At 40.7% G+C, this 17961-nt stretch carries 12 protein-coding genes and 4 pseudogenes; 9 read left to right on the forward strand and 7 right to left on the reverse strand.

Going from position 1 to position 17961, the window contains the following annotated elements; genetic code table 11:
* Positions 1 to 21: 21 nt before the first annotated feature.
* From ACYRY3_RS16410 to ACYRY3_RS16425, 4 genes are all read left to right on the forward strand, one after another.
* Positions 22 to 555 carry a tetratricopeptide repeat protein gene (locus ACYRY3_RS16410; RefSeq protein WP_460202696.1) on the forward strand — a complete coding sequence of 178 codons (534 nt, stop codon included), beginning with the start codon at positions 22 to 24 and terminating at the stop codon, positions 553 to 555.
* 81 nt (positions 556 to 636) lie between these two features.
* Positions 637 to 882 (forward strand): AbrB/MazE/SpoVT family DNA-binding domain-containing protein, encoded by a 246-nt coding sequence (locus ACYRY3_RS16415; RefSeq protein WP_460202697.1) that lies wholly within the window; start codon positions 637 to 639, stop codon positions 880 to 882.
* Complete coding sequence (locus ACYRY3_RS16420) at positions 869 to 1255, forward strand: PIN domain-containing protein (RefSeq protein WP_460202698.1); 387 nt, start codon at positions 869 to 871, stop codon at positions 1253 to 1255. The genes ACYRY3_RS16415 and ACYRY3_RS16420 overlap by 14 nt, the downstream gene beginning before the upstream one ends.
* A gap of 88 nt (positions 1256 to 1343) precedes the next feature.
* The gene (locus ACYRY3_RS16425) at positions 1344 to 2210 is read left to right on the forward strand and encodes a DUF3153 domain-containing protein (RefSeq protein WP_460202699.1); all 867 of its coding nucleotides are present in this window, start codon (positions 1344 to 1346) and stop codon (positions 2208 to 2210) included.
* Positions 2211 to 2275: 65 nt separating this feature from the next.
* Here ACYRY3_RS16425 and pdxH read toward each other — a convergent pair whose 3' ends face one another.
* Positions 2276 to 2920 (reverse strand): pyridoxamine 5'-phosphate oxidase, encoded by a 645-nt coding sequence (gene pdxH, locus ACYRY3_RS16430; protein ID WP_460202700.1) that lies wholly within the window; start codon positions 2918 to 2920, stop codon positions 2276 to 2278.
* Between the two features lie 126 nt (positions 2921 to 3046).
* Between pdxH and ACYRY3_RS16435 the strand changes: the two genes are divergently transcribed.
* The 4 genes from ACYRY3_RS16435 (at position 3047) to ACYRY3_RS16450 (ending at position 7075) form a co-directional block, all read left to right on the forward strand.
* Entirely contained in the window at positions 3047 to 4108 is a 1062-nt protein-coding gene (locus ACYRY3_RS16435; RefSeq protein WP_460202701.1) for an AI-2E family transporter, read from the forward strand.
* Positions 4109 to 4341: 233 nt separating this feature from the next.
* Positions 4342 to 4698 carry a lipopolysaccharide assembly protein LapA domain-containing protein gene (locus tag ACYRY3_RS16440; RefSeq protein ID WP_460202702.1) on the forward strand — a complete coding sequence of 119 codons (357 nt, stop codon included), beginning with the start codon at positions 4342 to 4344 and terminating at the stop codon, positions 4696 to 4698.
* Positions 4699 to 4713: 15 nt separating this feature from the next.
* The gene (locus ACYRY3_RS16445) at positions 4714 to 5544 is read left to right on the forward strand and encodes a segregation/condensation protein A (RefSeq protein ID WP_460202703.1); all 831 of its coding nucleotides are present in this window, start codon (positions 4714 to 4716) and stop codon (positions 5542 to 5544) included.
* A 358-nt stretch (positions 5545 to 5902) separates the two neighbouring features.
* Positions 5903 to 7075, forward strand: coding sequence for a sugar phosphate nucleotidyltransferase (locus ACYRY3_RS16450; protein WP_460202704.1), 1173 nt, complete (start codon positions 5903 to 5905; stop codon positions 7073 to 7075).
* A gap of 81 nt (positions 7076 to 7156) precedes the next feature.
* Here ACYRY3_RS16450 and ACYRY3_RS16455 read toward each other — a convergent pair.
* A pseudogene (locus ACYRY3_RS16455) lies at positions 7157 to 7459 on the reverse strand (biosynthetic arginine decarboxylase); the annotation flags it as partial.
* Between the two features lie 221 nt (positions 7460 to 7680).
* Here ACYRY3_RS16455 and ACYRY3_RS16460 point away from each other — a divergent pair.
* Positions 7681 to 8430 (forward strand): annotated as a pseudogene (locus ACYRY3_RS16460) (SDR family oxidoreductase).
* 29 nt (positions 8431 to 8459) lie between these two features.
* Here the strand turns inward: ACYRY3_RS16460 and ACYRY3_RS16465 are convergent.
* The 5 genes and pseudogenes from ACYRY3_RS16465 to ACYRY3_RS16485 all read right to left on the reverse strand — a co-directional run bounded on the left by ACYRY3_RS16465 (position 8460) and on the right by ACYRY3_RS16485 (position 17916).
* Positions 8460 to 12023 (reverse strand): WD40 domain-containing protein, encoded by a 3564-nt coding sequence (locus tag ACYRY3_RS16465; protein WP_460202727.1) that lies wholly within the window; start codon positions 12021 to 12023, stop codon positions 8460 to 8462.
* A gap of 651 nt (positions 12024 to 12674) precedes the next feature.
* Positions 12675 to 16253, reverse strand: a complete 3579-nt coding sequence (locus ACYRY3_RS16470; protein WP_460202705.1) for a WD40 domain-containing protein — start codon at positions 16251 to 16253, stop codon at positions 12675 to 12677.
* Between the two features lie 420 nt (positions 16254 to 16673).
* Positions 16674 to 16976, reverse strand: a pseudogene (locus ACYRY3_RS16475) (ISH3 family transposase); the annotation flags it as partial.
* A gap of 116 nt (positions 16977 to 17092) precedes the next feature.
* Positions 17093 to 17236: pseudogene (locus ACYRY3_RS16480) on the reverse strand (ISH3 family transposase); the annotation flags it as partial.
* Positions 17237 to 17640: 404 nt separating this feature from the next.
* Complete coding sequence (locus ACYRY3_RS16485; RefSeq protein ID WP_460202706.1) at positions 17641 to 17916, reverse strand: low temperature requirement protein A; 276 nt, start codon at positions 17914 to 17916, stop codon at positions 17641 to 17643.
* Positions 17917 to 17961: the final 45 nt, after the last annotated feature.

Genomic DNA, 17961 nt, shown 5'->3' on the forward strand with positions numbered 1-17961 from the left:
GAATTGTGTTGTACAAAAAACGTGAGTTCTGAAAGTTTAGAAATTGCCAAAACTAGATACCAGGCAGGAAGAGTTGCTTTTGAAAACGGGCAATACCGCGAAGCCGTTGAACAACTGGAAAAAGCAAGCGCACTCCTAGCACCTAATTCTCGTCTTGCTGGTGAGGTGAAAATTTGGTTGGTAACTGCATATGAAGCATCTGGGCGTTCGGAAGAAGCCCTTGCCCTTTGCGAACAACTCAAGCACCATCCCCACCTTGAAATTAGCAAACAGGCACGGGAAGTTCATTACATCTTGAAAGCGCCCAGGTTACAACGTCCGAAGGAATGGATGACTGAAATCCCCGACCTCGGTGCAATACCTGATAACGAAAGCAACATTCGTTTCACTGCCAATACCAAATCTTCCCAAAAGCAGGTTCCTCCCGAACCAGAATTAGTCGATTTGGCAAAGGTCAATACTAAAGATAATCGATTTATTTGGGTGGCATTAATTGCTCTCGGTTTAACCTTAGGTGGATTGGTTTGGATTGGTTTGTCCGGGGTCTCAAGTTGAGCCGGTGTCTATATCTAAAGGCTGTAAAAGGTCGTTTTTAACCTTACAATTAAGTAAGGAAACTTTGTAATGCGCTTTGCCATGTCTATTGCAACAGTCACTATTAAGGGACAAGTTACTATTCCTAAGGAAATCCGAGATTACCTGAAAATAGAAACTGGCAGCAAAATCGAATTTGTGGTTGATGAAAATGGGGATGTCAAAATTGTGCCGCTAAATGTCCCAGTTGAAGCTTTGTCGGGAGTTTTGCATCGTCCTGGGATGAAGGCTGCAACGATAGAGGAGATGGAAGCGGCAATCGCGGAGGGTGCGCGTGATTGGACTTGATACCAATGTCCTAGTGCGCTATCTCACCAAAGATGATATTGACCAATGGGCACAAGCGTCTCAAATCATTCAAGAAAATCAACCTTGTTTTATTGGCAATGTTGTCTTAAGCGAAGTGGTGTGGGTTCTAAGAGGACGACCTTATCAGTTTGCCAAAAATGAGATTATTGCTACTTTAGAGATGATATTGCAAAGCTCTGGCTTTGAATTTGAAAATCGGTCTATAGTTTATCAAGCATTACAACGTACCAAGCAGGGACGAGCTGATTTTTCGGACTATCTAATTGGAGCAATCGCTCAACAGGCTGGCTGTAGTGAAACCGTAACTTTTGATCGAAAATTGCGAGGAGAGAAACGATTTCATTGCCTTTAGAATTAACTGCAAAGCAACCTCGCGGGCTTCTCAACCATTCCACATACGGCAAATTAGGAAAAAGACTTATTGATTTTTGAGGAGACTTATGGTGAATCAATGGACGGAGCTAGCAAGGTATTTTGTTCGGAGCGTTCAGCCATTTAGTTTTGTGCTTGGAAAATTAAGTCGGCTGTTTCCCATCCGACGTTCGATTGTTGCAATTGTTTTGTTAACATCCTTGCTTCTTTCTGGATGCGTTAAGTACGACTTGGGTGTTAACTTTGACAATGCAAATCATGGCGAATTGGTGCAGCGTATTAAATTGGAAGAACGCCTTATTAGTTTCAGTGGCGATTCTGTGTATGAGTGGTTGAATAGTATAGAGCGCCGCGCCCGGAAATTAGAAGGCAAAATCAGGCGAATTTCCAGAGAAGAGATTATTGTTTCGATCCCTTTCAGTAACGGTAGGGAATTACAAACTAAGTTCAACGAGTTTTTCCATCCCAACGGGCTGCAAAAATCCGAGCAATTGAAGGGCGAATATAATTCTGAATTGCCAAAAATCGATTCCAATATACTCTTGTTCCAAAATAATTTTTTGCTCTTAGTGAAGAACCGATTGATTTATGATATAGATTTGCGATCGCTCGGTCTGATTTCCAGCAAAGGCAATGTTTTATCTAACCCAGGTTCCATTCTTGATTTAGAGTTTGGATTGAATACCCCTTGGGGCGCAAAAAATAACCAAAAAACTGAGAATTCTCTTGTGCCAGAAAAGAATGGCAATCAACTTGTGTGGAAGCTCAAACCGGGAGAGTTAAATCACATAGAAGTAGTTTTCTGGCTCCCTAGCCCTCTTGGAATTGGTACTGTGTTCATTATTTTATTTGTGTTGGGAGGGCTTTACTTGAGATATAGTTTTATGCCAGATCCCAGGGTTCAGTTTGCGCCAAAAGCTGCGGTTACGGAATAGTATTGCCAATATGGGGCAAGTACTGCTACCAGACATTTGTGGTGGGCACTGCCCACCCAACTAGGCTACGGTGACAAACGCTCAATCTTCCAGGTGTCATCACTTAAGCGGGTATAGCGCAAGCGATCGTGCAATCGACTGGGACGTCCTTGCCAAAATTCAATTTCTACTGGAATAACTCGAAACCCTCCCCAATGCTGGGGACGCTGAATATCTTGGTTTTGATATTTGGTTTGAAATTCCTGCATTTGTTTTTCTAGAACTTCTCGACTTTCTATCACCTGGCTTTGATTGGAAGCCCACGCACCCAAACGACTGTTGACAGGACGGCTGTAAAAATAATCATCTGACTCGGTTGCTGAAATTTTTTCCACAGACCCGCATATCCGGATTTGGCGTTCTAATTCTGCCCACCAAAAAACCAGAGAAGCTTGGGGGTTTTCTGCTAATTCCTGCCCCTTTTGGCTGTTGTAGTTTGTGAAGAACACAAACCCCCGTTGGTCAAAAGCTTTGAGCAGAACCATTCTGGCTGATGGCTTGCCATGGAGTGTAGTAGTAGCAAGAGTCATGGCATTCGGCTCAGTAAGTTGGGCTGCTAATGCCTGGTCGAACCATAGTTTAAACTGTATAAAAGGATTGGGATCTATCTCAGTTTCGCTCAAACCTTGCAAAGTATAGTCCTTGCGAAGGTCGGCTACAGTTTTATCCATTGTCATTTTCCTCGATCTTAGGTACGCTTTTATGCGTCTTGTACAGTAAAAAATATCTATGATGGTCAAAAGCCCCAATCGAATTCTACCAATACGTCGAGACGCCTTTGATACACTGAAAACAAGATGCGCCGTTCAGCCTCACTTCAACGTCTGTTAATCTATGGTCTGAGCGGTCCAATTATCGCTCTCAATCTCTGGTTGCTGTATTTGATTTTTCGCTTATTCCTGCATCCAATCTCTATTGTAAGCGTTGCAGCTATTTTGGCTTTTTTACTGAATTATGCAGTTAAGTTATTTGAGCGTGCTGCTCTCAACCGCCCGCAAGCAGTGACTATCGTGTTGCTGATCGCGATCGCGCTTTTGAGTATTTTAGGTGTCACACTTGTGCCAGTGGTCATCGATCAAACTATTCAGCTTTTAGATAGGATTCCCAATTGGTTGACTACAAGTCAAGCGAATTTGGAGTATATTGAAGCTTTAGCCAAGCAACGGCGTTTACCCCTAGATTTAAGAGTTGTCAGCAATCAAATTAATGCCAATATTCAAAGTCTGGTACAACAGCTAGCTTCTGCTGCTGTAGGATTTGCCGGGACAGTTCTTTCAGGATTGCTTGACGTCATATTGGTGGTAGTCCTAGCATTCTATATGCTTTTGTATGGCGATCGCGTCTGGCTTGGTTTAATTAATCTTTTACCAAGTTATATACGAGTTCCTTTGACCGCTTCATTGCGGCTCAACTTCCACTACTTTTTCCTCAGCCAACTTTTGCTGGCACTTTTTATGGTGGTCAGCTTGATTCCGATTTTCCTAGTTTTAAAGGTTCCTTTTGCACTGTTATTCGCTCTACTGATAGGTATATCTCAACTAATACCCTTTATTGGAGCAACATTAGGTATTGCGTTAGTAACATTTTTGGTGTTGCTGCAAAATTGGTGGTTGGCAGTTCAAGTTGCTGTAGCAGCTATTATTATGCAGCAAATCAAAGATAATCTACTAGGACCCAAGTTACTTGGTGATTTTATTGGTGTCAATCCTATATGGATTTTTATAGCTATCTTAATGGGATTCGAGATTGCTGGCTTATTGGGGACACTTGTTGCAGTTCCGATTGCTGGCACAATCAAGGGAACCCTTGATGCGATTAAAAGTCGTAGTTCCAGCGATTCTGAATCCAACGGTAGTTGACTTTTAGCTTTACATATATTGTTACTTTTTACAAGATGAGCGTGTATAAAAAGATCGTGATATACTAGAATGTACAATTGGAATATTTCGATACCGTTAGACTTAAAATGTGCAAAGTTAACGGTTTTTCAGATTCATAAAATGCTAAGTTACACGTATCCAAATTGCCAAAACGGTATAAGTGATAAACTTCAGGGAAGCATTTGGCAAAAACACGCAGTCTTGAGTTTCCAATGAGACAAATCAATTTTGTTATCGTATTTATCCTTTGTTTGGCCTTAGCTCTATTTACCATAGAGAACACCGAACCAGGAGTTATCAATATTCTTCCAGGCTTACAAGTGCAAGCACCAATTTCAGTTGAGTTAATCTTGGCAAGTGGTTTGGGTGCTGTTTTCGCTTGGTTATATAGTATTTGGACACACTGGCAACGGTTGCTATTATCCTACCCACAAGCTCGTCAAAAAAATGCTCAGATAAAAGAACTGGAAAATAAGGTTGAACAATACCAAGCTGAAGTTCAAGCATTAAAACTGGCGTTGCCCCCAGGAAAGGATTCTTCGGCACAAGAACAGGCGATCGCTCAATAGGAACTTGTAACCCGAATGGATGCTGCCGAGCTATTAGAAAAAATCACATTGCTCATTCACCAGGCAGAACAAGGGGAAATTGACCCTTGGGATGTCAAAGTGATTGAGGTCATTGATAGTTATTTAGAACTAATGGCACCAGAAAGAGCAGCAAGAGGTTATGAAACCGATTTATCTCAATCGGGGCAAGCTTTTTTGTCTGCATCAAAACTCGTGTTATTTAAAGCGAATACTTTGATGCAGTTGCAATCAGCAGCTGAAGAACTTGAAGCTACAGAAGATGTTTTATTAGACATTGAAGATGGAGCGACTTCTCAATCCCAACGCTTACCATTAGAACGGCACCTACGCCGTCGTCCTGCGGCAATGCCACCCTCAAAGCGCCGGGTGACTCTGCAAGAGCTGATAGAGCAATTGCAAGTCATGGCAAAACAGTTACAGCTAGTAGAAAAAGCTAGTAAGCCTGCTCGTCCTCGAAGACAGCCCAGCCTTCAATCCATGAAAGCTGCCCTAGAGCTGGCTCACCAGGAAAATTTGACAGAGGTAGCTTCGGAACTCGAGCAGGTTTTGCGCTTGAAAACGCCAGATCTGGACTTGGAGAAAAATTGGTTAAATCTAGACCAGCTAGTAGAGTTATGGACTCAAACAAAGCAACCGCAGCAGAGTAGTTCTAAAGAGCACACATCACATCAAAACCAAACAGTTAGCGTTTTTTGGGCACTACTACTGCTTTGCGCTCAGTCTAAAGTAGAACTTTTTCAAGAAGAATTTTACCAGGACATAAAAGTCAGGCTACTGGCTGACGCAGCAAACTCTAACAAACCCATAGATGCTGCTTTATATTGAATCAGGCAATATGAGAACAAATGTTCGCCATAATGACTTCAGCATACTTCCAAAATCCGATTACATTGGAAAGATGACTAATAATAAAGTAAAAGTGAAGGGTAAAGGATGAAGGATAAAGCAAAGTATAAAGTGACAAGGCTCATAGCTGAAGTATAAATTTTCATACTTTAAAGCTCGTATTTTATACTATTTTTATACTTCAAACTTTACACTCTTATTTTACTAAGACCAAGACACACGGAATAAGGTAATGGCTGCATTCAGTGCTTTAAGGGAGGAATTCAAGCGGAATTCACTGATGATGAAGTATCGATTGATAACAGTAAACTGGCTTGTGGTTGAGGAATAGAAATATATGAAAGCGATGATTCTCGCAGCAGGTAAAGGTACTCGCGTCCGTCCGATTACCTACACAATTCCCAAACCTATGATTCCCATCTTGCAAAAGCCAGTGATGGAATTTCTACTGGAACTATTACGCCAGCATGGGTTTGACCAAATTATGGTTAATGTTAGCCATTTAGCGGACGAAATTGAAAGTTATTTCCGAGATGGTCAGCGGTTTGGTGTACAAATTGCCTATTCTTTTGAAGGTCGTATCGTTGATGGAACCCTTGTAGGGGAAGCTGTTGGGTCCGCTGGAGGGATGCGAAAAATCCAGGACTTCTACCCATTTTTTGACGATACCTTTGTGGTGTTGTGTGGTGATGCTCTGATCGATCTGGACTTAACCTCAGCAGTGAAGTGGCATAGAGAAAAAGGGTCTATCGCCACAATCATTATGAAATCCGTTCCAGAGGAAGAAGTTTCTAGTTATGGTGTAGTTGTTACTGATGAAAATAGTCGAGTCAAGGCTTTCCAAGAAAAACCCAAGGTAGAAGAAGCTCTTAGTACGAACATCAACACAGGTATCTACATCTTTGAGCCAGAGATATTTAATTATATTCCCTCTGGCGTAGAATATGACATCGGTAGCCAGTTATTCCCCAAATTAGTGGAAGTTGGTGCTCCTTTCTACGCTATTCCTATGGACTTTGAATGGGTAGACATTGGTAAAGTACCAGACTATTGGCGAGCAGTTCGCGGTGTGCTGTCAGGGGAAATCAAAAATGTCCAAATTCCAGGACACCAAGTAGCTCCTGGAATTTACACTGGTATGAATGTTGCCGTCAACTGGGACAAAGTAGATATCACAGGTCCAGTTTACATTGGCGGAATGACTCGCATTGAAGATGGGGCAAAAATTGTCGGTCCTACGATGATCGGTCCCAATTGCTGGGTATGCAGTGGCGCAACAGTAGAAAATAGTGTCATCTTTGACTGGTCTCGATTGGGTCCGGGAGTCCGTTTGGTTGACAAGTTAGTATACGGGCGTTACTGCGTAGACAAGACTGGAGCAACCATTGATGTCCAAGCGGCTGCTTTAGACTGGCTGATTACTGACGCCCGTCAAGAACCGCCATCCCACACTCCCGCTGAACGACAGGCGATTGCGGAATTATTGGGAACAAATGCGCCAGTGACTTGAACAGTTAGGAGTTAGTAGTTAGTAGTTAGTAGTTAGTAGCAAATAACTAACCACTAACCACTAACCACTAACCACTAACCACTAACTATTCAAATACGTATATCTTCGTAGACTTTGTTCGTAAGTTTGCAACAGTTTTTGAGATTCTGCCAGAGTAATGCGATTTTCTATCAAAGCTAGCTCGCATCGCTGGCGGATATTTTCTACCATATCCTCAGAGTCGTATTGTACGTAGCCCACCACTTCACTCATGGTGTCCCCCTTAACAACGTGCTGAATTTGGTATCCTTTGGGTGTCAATTGAATGTGAACCGCGTTGGTATCACCAAATAGGTTGTGTAAATTGCCCATAATTTCTTGGTAGGCTCCATTGAGGAACATACCTTCTTTCTTTTAGTCTTAAATTTATGTGCTGTAAGTAAGCTTATTTGCGGTTTACTCGTACAGGTGCAAGATGTGAGCAGTGTTAATTGGAAGCATAAGCACGTAAAAACGGCAATATTATCCTTCCACCGACATAGTAATGTTTTCAGCCTATCTTGCCCCTGGTGACAGCTTCGCTAGATCTACGCCAACATTGGAATCAAAAGGGAAAGAGCATACGCATGATAACTCAATTGTATGGAAAAGTCGCGCTGGTCACCGGGGCTTCATCAGGCATTGGTCGGGCGGCAGCGATCTCGTTTGCACGCGCTGGAGCGAAGGTTGTGGCTGCTAGCCGTCGAATCGCCGACGGGGAGGAAACCGTGCGCCACATACTAGACGCAGAAGGTGAGGCTATTTTTGTTAAGACCGACGTGTCAAAAGCCGCTGAAGTAGAGGCGCTGCTCAGCAAGACCGTAAATACCTATGGTCGTCTGGACTGCGCTTTCAACAACGCTGGTGTCTCAACGTTCAGTCCACTCACCGATATGTTGGAGGAGAACTGAGATCGCGTGCTCGACGTAAATCTCAAAGGAACTTGGCTGTGTCTCAAGTACCAGATTGGGGAGATGCTCAAACAAGGCAGCGGTGCGGTCGTGAACATGGCTTCTGTTGGTGGTTTCATTGGTGCTGCTGGGTATGCCAGCTACTGTGCTGGTAAAGGTGGGGTAATCGCCTTAACCCGAGCAGCAGCAATAGAGTATGTCAAGTCTGGAATCCGTATTAATGTCGTAAGTCCCGGTGCCATCAAGACCGGCTTAATGGCTAGTGTTCTCCCTGATATACTCGCTCAAATTATTGCAGGGCATTCCATAGGACGTAATGGCAAGCCGGAGGAGGTTGCAGAAGCGGTAGTGTGGTTGTGCTCGGACGCAGCTTTCTTTGTCACAGGGCACAACATGATGATTGATGGAGGATATACCGCACAGTAAAGCAGGTCGGATGGCGACTAACTGTAGTACTACTCCTCTTTATAGCCAACCGCTCCTAAAGCTTTCAAAGTGGCAATAGTCGCATAAGTTACACCTGTAATACCAGTGATGTTCATATCCTCGTAGGGTCTTGCGCTTCTTAGCGTTTTTAGGTACTTACCCGTTTTAGCGTCCCAAAGCTTAATCGTGCCATCTTCACTGCTACTAGTTAGGGTTTGATTGTCAGGACAAAAAGCAACTGACCAGACTAACTTAGTATGTCCCAGCAAAGTTGCTATGCAGTTGCCTGTGCTGATATCCCAAAGCTTCACAGTTTGGTCACCACTGCCACTTGCTAACGTGCAACCATCAATACTAAAGGTGGCTGAGTATACGCAATTGGTATGCCCCTGTAAAGTTCTAAGACACTGACCAGTGCTGACATTCCAAAGCTTCACGGTTTGGTCACCGCTGCTGCTTACCAGTGTCGTACCATCAGGACTAAAGGCGACTGACCATATCCAGTCAGTATGACCTTGCAGAATCTGAAGGCATTGACCTGTTCCGATCTCCCACAGCCTTATCGTTTGGTCATGACAACCACAGGCTAGTATATGACCGTCCGGGCTGAAAGCAACTGACCATATCCGATGGCTGTGACCTTGCAAGGTCTTGAGACATTTGCCTGTGCTGACATTCCACAGCTTCACCGTTTGGTCTTCACTGCCACTTGCTAGCATCGTACCATCGGGACTAAAGGCAACTGATAAGGTCCGGTTACTATGTCCCTGTAGAGTTTTGAGACATTTGCCTGTGCTGACATCCCACAGCTTCACCGTTTGATCCTCACTGGCACTCGCAAGGATGCTACTGTTTGGGTTAAAGGAAACTGATGTGACTCGATTACTATGCCCCTGCAAAGTTTTGAGGCATTGACCTGTGCGGACATCCCATAACCTTACCTTTTGGTCACCGCTACCACTTGCAAGCATCGTACCTTGAGAACTGATAGTAACAGACCATACCCCATTACAATAACCCTGCAAGGTCTTGAGGTATTGTCCGGTGGTGACATCCCACAACTTTACCGTTTGGTCATCACTGCCACTTGCTAGTGTCGTACCATTAGGACTAAAGGCAACTGTCCACACCTTGCTACCATGTCCCTTCAGAGTCTTGAGGCATTGACCTGTGCCGACATCCCACAGCCTTACCGTTTGGTCATCACTGCCGCTTGCCAGCTTACGACCATCTAAACTGAAGGCAACTGAATTTACCAAGTCAGTATGACCCTGCAAAGTTTTGAGGCATTGACCTGTGCCGACATCCCACAGCCTTACCGTTTGGTCATGACAACCACTAACCAGTATATGACCGTCCGGACTGAAGGCAACAGACTGTACCCTATGGGTATGTCCCTGCAAGGTCTGGATACACTTAGTATCACGGAGATCCCACAGCTTTACTGCATGGTCATCATTCCCACTCGCCAGCGTCGTACCATCAGGACTAAAGGCGACTGCCCACACCCGACTACCGTCTCCCTGTAGAATCTTAATGCATCGACCTGTACCGACATCCCACAACCTCATCGTTGTGTCTTCACTGCTACTTGCCAGCATATGACCATTAGGGCTGAAGGCGACTGACCAAGTCCCACCGCTATGCCCCTGTAAGGTAGCAAGGCAATGCCCAGTGCTAATATCCCACAGTTTCACTGTTTGGTCATCACTGCCACTGGCAAGAACGTGACCATCGGGACTAAAGGTGATCGGCCAGATCCAGCCTGTGTGTCCCTTGCAGGTGAGCAGTTGTTTTCCATCTGCAACCTGGTATAGGCGAATCTCATTATTAGTATCTCCCGTAGCCAGGAGTTTTCCATCAGGGCTAAATGCTACAGAATGAATACCGCCGAGAGTTTCAGCAAAAACACACTTAGCTAGATTGGTGTGAGCAAAATTTGCATCGTGCAAATTCACACACCGCAAGTCTGTTTGCCAGACAGTCAGATGAGAAAAATCATAGCCAGTTAGGTCACTTTCCAAATGACAAAGCAGATTAAGGATATTTCCTGCCGTGTAATTTTGTTCTAGCAGAGATGTTTTTCGTAACTTTGCTAAAATTTGAATTAACTTATTTTCGATTCCTTTTTTGTTTATAAAGACAGTTAGCAACTCATTTATAATTGGTTGGATAATAAGGCGAATTTGAACTTCTCTCACATAATCCTTTGCCGTCGCTTTCATTAAAGCATAATATTTACAAAGCTCCAATTTCTCAGCTACAATCTCTTCACAAACTCGGTCTATCAATTGCCGAGTCACATACTCCATGACTACAGGTTGCAGCGTGAATGTTGCTGCGCTTTTCTCAACTAGCGATCGCCGCACCAAAGATTGCAACGCCTCGAGTAATTTTTGTGGTTGAGTTGGGGGCACAATGTCATCGCGTAATTCTGATAACTCAACTGCCTCACGATTAATTGCCAGCCAGTAGAGCATACACTTTTCTACATTTGACAAGCGTAAGAGTTGCTGCTCTAAAAGCTCGCGAATTTCACCGAAAACAATGGTATCTTGACTGAGAAAATCGGAGACCTTACCATTAAAGATATCTTGTATTGTTGTCGCCACTATTTTTAAGGCTAGGGCATTACCTGCATAATGCTTGACTACTGTTTGCAATTCTGACTCTGAGCCTGAAAATCCCTTGGTTTCAAAAATTTTCTGTCCTGCTTCAGTGTCTAAACCATTTAGTTGTAATGACCGAACAGGTAGTGTTTTGCCTTCTAGTACTGCTACATCTGTGGGCTTTTCTCGAGAAGTAAGTAATAACGAGCTTTTATGAATTGTTTGTCCCACCCGTTTTATAAGTAAGCCATAATCCTCATAGCCTTCTCGATAGAACCCAGCACAAGCCCCTTCTAGCAGAATTGTCTCAGCATTATCAAGGACAATAAGGCAACGATATTCCCGCAAATAAACTATCAGTTGGGAGATTCTTTCGTCTAAAGTTTCTGGTAAATCTGTTTTTAAAACTTTTTCATCAGAGAAAAATTGGATCAGGTTACCGAGGAGATTAAAAAGTGGAGGGGCATTGTAGAGCGATCGCCAAATAACATACTCATAATTCATCTGAATACGTTGGGCTAATTTAGCAGCGAGAGAGGTTTTACCAATACCCCCCATTCCTAACAATGCTACTACCCGACAACCATCTTGCGTAAGCCATTGCTCTAGTAAATTTAGTTCAGATGTACGTCCGTAAAAAACAGAAACATCAATAATTTCTCCCCAATCAATACGCTTGGGAGTCTCTAAGTCTTCCTGCTTCTCTAAATTTGAATCTGGGTGCATATAATCACCACTATCCAAATCTAGACCAAATGTCATGAACAAACGTACAAGAGTGTGCTTGTCAACCCCTCGTTCACGGGTCAACACCTTCCTAAAAGTAAGAGGAGCAATCCCAACACGTTCACTAATTTCTTCCAAGGTAAGCTTATAGCCATAATTCTTTTGGTATTCCCACTCGAGTTTGGCATTATGAAGCTTCATCCACCCTTGATGAGTGAGAATGAATCCACGGTTACGTTTTTGTTTCTGAGTTTTCATCATACGCTATTTTTGTAAAGCTTTACCCTTTCTTCACTGGTAGTAATAGGTAAGAAATGAATATTTCTTAATGACTGAAGAATTTCAGAAACATTTAGAGGTTGTTAAAAATCGTTAAAAATATCCAATAGTGAATTTTTTATGGCTGCACATCAATCAAATTAATATGTAGAAATTAGCGTCATGTATAAAGAAGGCATTATTACCACTAAAAAAGTTGTTGCTATGATACATTTTAGTTCCTCCTGAAAATTTTTCAAAAACTACTCCTACAGCGCCAGAATTTATAGAAATTTATTTATCATACAGGAAATATTAAAAAAAATTTTTTATAGGTAAACCATAATATCTTTATTTTGAAATAGGTCTTTATAATTTCCTAAGAAAAATGTGAAAGAGTTGCAAATTTCCAGAAAATAATAATTGTTATTACCTATACTTAATAACAATATATTTTTGGCATGTTATCTATCAAAGGTATGAAAAATTTCTTTTGAATTCATTTATAAAATAAATCTTAAATTGCCAAATCTGTAGTGTAGCTGGGTTGAGGAACGAAACCCAAAATTTTATCAAATTGTTGCGTTTTACTCCGTTCTACCCAATTTACAGGGTTTACAGAACCTCAATGTTTACTTGATAAATCGTCTCTTATTTGTGTTCAATTGCTCCTAAAGCTTTCAGTGAGGTGAGAGTTGCTTCTGTTAAACCTGTAACACCAGTAATATTCATCTCTTCATATGGTCTTTCACTGCTGAGAGTCTTTAAGCACTCACCTGTCAAAACATCCCATAACCTCATTGTCCCATCTTCACTAGCACTGACCAAAGTTTGCCCATCTGGACTAAAAGCAACCGACCTTATCCAGTGGGTATGACTTTGTAATGTTTTCATGCATTGACCGGATTGAATATCCCACAATTTTACCGTTTTGTCTACGCTACTACTTGCTAGAATATTACCTTGAGGATGAAAAGCGATTGATAGCACCCAGCTTGTGTGTCCCAAAAAAGTTTTTAAGCATTCGCCGGAGTGACTATCCCATAACTTTACTGTTTGGTCTTTACTACTACTGGCTAGGATATTACTCTGAGAGCTAAAAGCTACTGATAATACCCAATCGGTATGTTCTGATAAGATTTTGAAACATTCGCCAGTGTTGATATTCCATAGCTTCACCGTTTGGTCATCACTACCGCTAGCTAGGATATTACCTTGAGAATTAAAAGCAACAGACCATACTCCATGACTGTGTTCTAAAGTTTGCAAAATTTGACCAGTACCAATATCCCATAATCTTACGGTACGGTCGTCGCTACCACTGGCTAAGATATTACCTTGAGGATTAAAGGCGAGTGATTTTATCCAACCAGTGTGTCCTTGTAATGTTTTGTTACACTGGCAAGTTCCGACATTCCATAACTTCACAAGTTTATCGTAACTACCAGTGGCTAGTGTTGTACCATCAGGATTAAAGGCAACAGTTTGCACTCGATTTGAGTGTCCTTGTAAAATGTTTTGACATTGACCAGTATTAGCATCCCAAAGCTTTACTGTTTGGTCATCGTTACAGCTGGCTAAGATTTCAGTTTGCGGGCAAAAGGTGGCTGACAAGACTCCGTAGCTGTATCCCTGAAAGATTCTTAAAATTTGTTCAGTGTTAACATTCCAAAGTCTTATAGTTTGGTCATCGCCACCACTGGCTAGAATTTGACCATCTGAATGAAAGGCAACTGAGTTAACTGAATGAGTATGTCCTTGCAAAGTTTTAAGACATTGACCGGTGTCAGCATTCCAAAGTTTTATAGTTTGGTCATCACTACCGCTAGCTAGGATTTTACCATCAGGAGCAAAGGCAACTGACCTAATTGAGCCATTGTGTTCCTGGCAAGTTTTGTAGCATTCACCTGTAACAACATTCCAGAGTTTTATAGTTTGGTCATCACTACCACTAGCTAAGGTTTTACCATTTGGACTAAAAGCTATTGACCGGACTACACTTCTATGTGCTTGTAATGTTTTGAGGCATTCCCCTGTGTTAAAATTCCATATTTTTATAGTGCGATCGCTACTAGCACTCGCTAATAATTTACCTTTGGGACTAAAAGCAATTGATAATACTGCATCAGTATGTGCTTGTAAAACTTTATGACAGCGACCAGAGGTTGCGTTCCATAGAATGACTTTACAGTCATCTGCAGCAGAGGCAAGGAGTTTACCTTTAGGACTAAAAGCAACAGCTTGTACCCGCCCTTGATGCCCTGTTAAAATTTTCAAACATTCACCAGTACTGGTATTCCATATCTTCACATTTTGGTCGGTACCCCCACTGCTGAGGATTTTACCATCTGGGCTGAAGGCGATCGCTCGTACCCAGCTAATATGTTCTTTGCAAATTAAAAACTCTTCACTATGAATAAATTTTTGCCACAAGTGAATCTTGCCACTGGCATCACTTGCTGCTAATAATTTTCCATTAGGGCTAAATGTCACTGCAGAAATTTTACTAAAGTTTTTAGTAAAAATGACTCTAGCTAGATTAGCATCTTGAAAATTAACTTGAGGTAAATTTATCCCTTGCAAATTGACTTGCCAAATACATAGATTAGAAAAATTATAACCTCTTAAATCAGTTTGTAGCTGCTCAAGTAATTTGATGACATTTCCACTTGTATAACCGGGCTCAAGGGGAAATTCTTCTCGCTGTTTATTTAAAACCTGAACAAGTTTCTCTTCTATTTTTTTAGGAGTTTTAAAGGTATTTAAAAGGTTTTTAATAATTGGTTGAATGATTGACTGTATTTGTTTTTGTCTAATATTGGTTTCACAAGAAGCTTTAACAAAAGTATGAGACTTGAGCAAAAAGAAATTTGTATTAATAATTTCCTGACAAATTTTATTGATAAATTTCTTATTGACATACTCTTTAAATAGAGGTTGTAATTTAAAATATTTAGTAGGACTATTGATGATTGAAGATTCAATAGTATCAATAAAATTTCGTCGGAGTAGAGACTGAAAAGCTTCTAGTAAATCGTGTGATGCTACTGGCAATACAAAATCTTCTTGTAATTGAGAAATAGTAACATATTTGCAATTGATGGTCAACCAGTATATAATCTTATATTCCAAATCTGTTAATCGCTCAAAATGCTTGTCTAAAAGAGAGATAATTTCACTAGACAGCACTATTTTGGCTTTTAAAAACTCTGATATATGGCTGTAATAAACATCTTGAATAGCTGTTGCAACTATTTTCAAAGCTAATGGATTGCCAGAGTAAAGCTCAATAATTTCTTTTTTTTGAAAATCCAATCCAGACAAACCTTTGAGTTGAAAAATTTGTTTTCCTTCTTCTTCGTTTAAACCTCTAAGTTGTAATGACCGAACAGGTAATTCTTTTCCTTCTAGTAACGCTACCTCTTTAGGTTTTTCTCGAGAAGTTATGACTAAACAGCTTTTGTGAGAGGTTTCTCCTAACCATCTTATAAATAGACCATAATTTTCTAAGCCTTCTTGATAAAAACCAGCATAATTACCTTTTTGAAAAAGCGCCTCAAAACAATCAAAGATAATAAGACAGGAGTGTGCTTGCAAATAATTTATTAATAATAAAATTCTATCATTAACACTATTTGGTAACTCCGTTTCTAAAAATTGATTATTAGAAAAAATCAGAATTAAGTTAGCGAGGATATTGACAAGTGTTGGAGCATCGCGGAGCGAGTGCCAAATAATTTTCTCAAATTGTTTTTGAACCTGCTGAGCTAGCTTTGCAGCTAAAGATGTTTTGCCGATTCCTCCTATTCCCAAAAGCGCCACTACTCGGCAATGTTCTTGAATAATCCATTGCTCTAGTAGAGCCAGTTCATCTGTGCGTCCATAGAAAGTAGAAACATCAACTGCTTCTCCCCAATAGATATGTGGAGATTTTGTCGAGTCTTCGTTTAACGAGTCTGGGCTTGAATTGAAATAGTCTTCAGAGTTCAGTTCCAAACCAAATGCCGTAAATAACTGAACCAGCGATCGTTTGTCTACTCTTTCTTGACGGGTAAATATTCTAGCAACTGTATTAGGAGCCAACACAGCATGCTCACTTATTTTTCCTAAAGTGTATTTGAAATCAGAGTCTTCCCTCAATTCCCATTCAAGCTTTGCTTTTTGAAACTTTTGCCAGCCTTTATGGGTGAGTATCACACCACGGTTACGTTTTGATTTGTGGGAATTCATAAAATTCTAATTGTGCGCTTAACTACAAAAGTTACTAAAAGCAAGTTAAATTTTATGAATTTTATAAAAAAGATGAATTTATTTTTATAAAAATTCTTATTTTGTATTCTTTAATTTAAAGTACTAAACTGGTGTTTAATTTATCTACCTAAAGGAATAACTTATTTCTATGTATACAGGTTTATAGTAATTTTGAAAAGTTTGTGATATGTAAAAGTCGGTTTATAAGGGGTAAAGAACCGTAACTTAATTTCTTATTAACCCAAGTTGCGGGTTATCAAATACAAATTTACTATTTCAGGCGATCGCGCACAACCACGAGGCGGTAGCGCTACGTGCTACCGCGACTCCGACTCAATCAAAAGTATAAGTACTAACTCTCTTAACCCGTAGGCGGCAATAAATTACTTTTACTTATAGTTAAGCAACTTTCAAAGACTGCAAACCTGATGGAAGATAAATACCTTGAACAGTTCCATATTTGTGCTCGACAATTTGACGTAGAAAAGCTAATATTTGTTTAAGACCAAAAATTTGACGATAAATTAATCGCCTACCTTTTCGTTTTCGACTAATCTTAAACCAAAGAAGATAAACCCAGATATTGACTAACACAAAAGAAATACCAACAAACAATAATCTCAATACGGGCTTCTTATTATTTGTTCTGATTCGACATAGATTTTTTAACCTATAACTGCTTTCAATCCCAAATCTTTTTCGCTGACATCTTGCACCTTCTCAATAAAGGGGTGGTGGGCGGTGCCCACTCTACGTAACAATAAGCTTTTCAGCCTATTATTTTCGATTGGGAAACGGTGGTGCAAGATATGAGTTCGATAATCTTGATGAATGTAAGATAAATTTACTTTCGATTTATAAACAACATAGGCAAAGTATTCGATTCCATGTTGTTTTCTCTTGCCTTTTTTGTATTTGCAGACAATCCATAAATTCAAGCTAACATTATTATCTTTTTCGTGACCCATTGTGAGGCTAATGCTGAAAAGATTTGGATGTCAATGAAAGTTTTTGACCTTTGGCAGTGGTGTTGCTTACGCTTTGGTAAGGCATTTCCTGCCAACAGTGGCGACAAAACCAGTACATTTTGTTACCACGAATATGGTGTAACAGTATATCGGAGCAGCAAGGACAAATTCGCATAAATATCTTTGGTTTTCAAAGATTTTTTTGATGGTCGTGAACAGTTACATATTAATTCGGTATAATTATTTTAGCCATAATTGATTCTTTTCTTTATAGCTGTTCTTTACTTGGGTACACATCTTTTAGTAATTGACAATGGATTTTAAATCTGCAGTGATTTGAGTGACATAGACGATCGCTATAAGCCCAATCAACCATACAGATGGTAACGCTTTACCTATTAGAGCAATGATGAAGTGGTAGCGACAATTCCATAGCCTAGAGCAAACCGAGTTGCATACAGCATGGTACCCAGCCATGATAACCAGATTGGTAAAAACAGGATTACAAAGTTAACGAAGCTCGGTAACGAAATATCTTCGTAGAGCTTTTGAGTTAACTGGGCGATCGCAACTACAAAAATCAGATCGTAAAAGAGTTCCAACCACGTTGCATATCTTTCTTCTTGGTCGTTTTTACCAATACGAATTCCTGGCGGTAGCCATAAACTTTTCATAGTAGCTAAATTGCTTTTAAAATACGAAAATATCGTAAATTTACT

The sequence above is a fragment of the Scytonema sp. NUACC21 genome, assembly GCF_054684315.1.